This is a genomic window from Micromonospora aridisoli, assembly GCF_056150025.1.
Genome location: NZ_JAXCFK010000076.1, coordinates 1 through 624, shown reverse-complemented (window position 1 = coordinate 624; position 624 = coordinate 1). Strand labels below are relative to the sequence as shown.

Here is a 624-nt window from a genome sequence, read left to right as displayed (position 1 = left end):
GTCGGTGGCCAGCACCACCCGCGCCGCCGCGTGGTGGAACGGTCGACGCAGCGGACCCGCGGCGACGGTACGCAGCGGCGGGCGCACGAGCACCGCGACGGGCTGGCCGAGCAGGCTGCCGGCCAGGTGCGGGCGCAGGCCCAGCCGGTCGGCGAACCCGGCCAGCACCCCCGTGGCGTCGAACCCCCGCAGCTCCTGGAGCAGCAGCACGTCCGGCCGCTCGCCGTCGACCACCTCGACGACACCACCACGCTCATCGTCGGCACCCTCACCTTCGCCGGCGTCGGCTGGCACACCACCGGAGACGCCCTCCTCGCCAACACCGCCGCGAGGCAGCGCCGAGAGAGCACACGCGTCGGCCGGGAAGAACGAGCCCACGAGGCGTGGCTGGAGGTGGCCGCATGAGCCGGGACCTGACCCCGCGCTGGTACTCCCCTGCCGAGGTCGCCGTCCTGCTCGGCTTCGGCATCTCCAAGGTCAAGATGAAGATCGCCACCGGCGAGCTGCGCTCCATCAAGGACGGCAAGTACCGCCGCATCCTCCCCGAATGGGTGGACGACTACATCCGCGAGCAGGTCGAACGCCAGGAGGCTGCCTGATGCCAGGACGCGCCCGTGCCAACGG

General features: G+C 72.8%; 1 protein-coding gene and 2 pseudogenes. 2 read left to right on the top strand and 1 reads right to left on the bottom strand.

Features of this window, described 5'->3' with window-relative positions:
* A pseudogene (locus SM447_RS29430) lies at positions 1–294 on the bottom strand (endonuclease/exonuclease/phosphatase family protein); the annotation flags it as partial.
* Between SM447_RS29430 and SM447_RS29425 the strand changes: the two are divergent.
* Positions 217–405, top strand: a pseudogene (locus tag SM447_RS29425) (hypothetical protein); the annotation flags it as partial. The pseudogenes SM447_RS29430 and SM447_RS29425 sit on opposite strands and share 78 nt — an antisense overlap.
* A complete protein-coding gene (locus SM447_RS29420) occupies positions 402–599 on the top strand; it encodes an excisionase family DNA-binding protein (RefSeq protein WP_091050912.1) in 198 nt (65 codons plus the stop codon). The pseudogene SM447_RS29425 and the gene SM447_RS29420, both read left to right, overlap by 4 nt.
* Positions 600–624: the final 25 nt, after the last annotated feature.

Coding starts and splice junctions, on each gene's coding strand:
- SM447_RS29420 (WP_091050912.1), top strand. CDS start 402: ATGAGCCGGGACCTGACCCCGCGCTGGTACTCCCCTGCCGAGGTCGCC.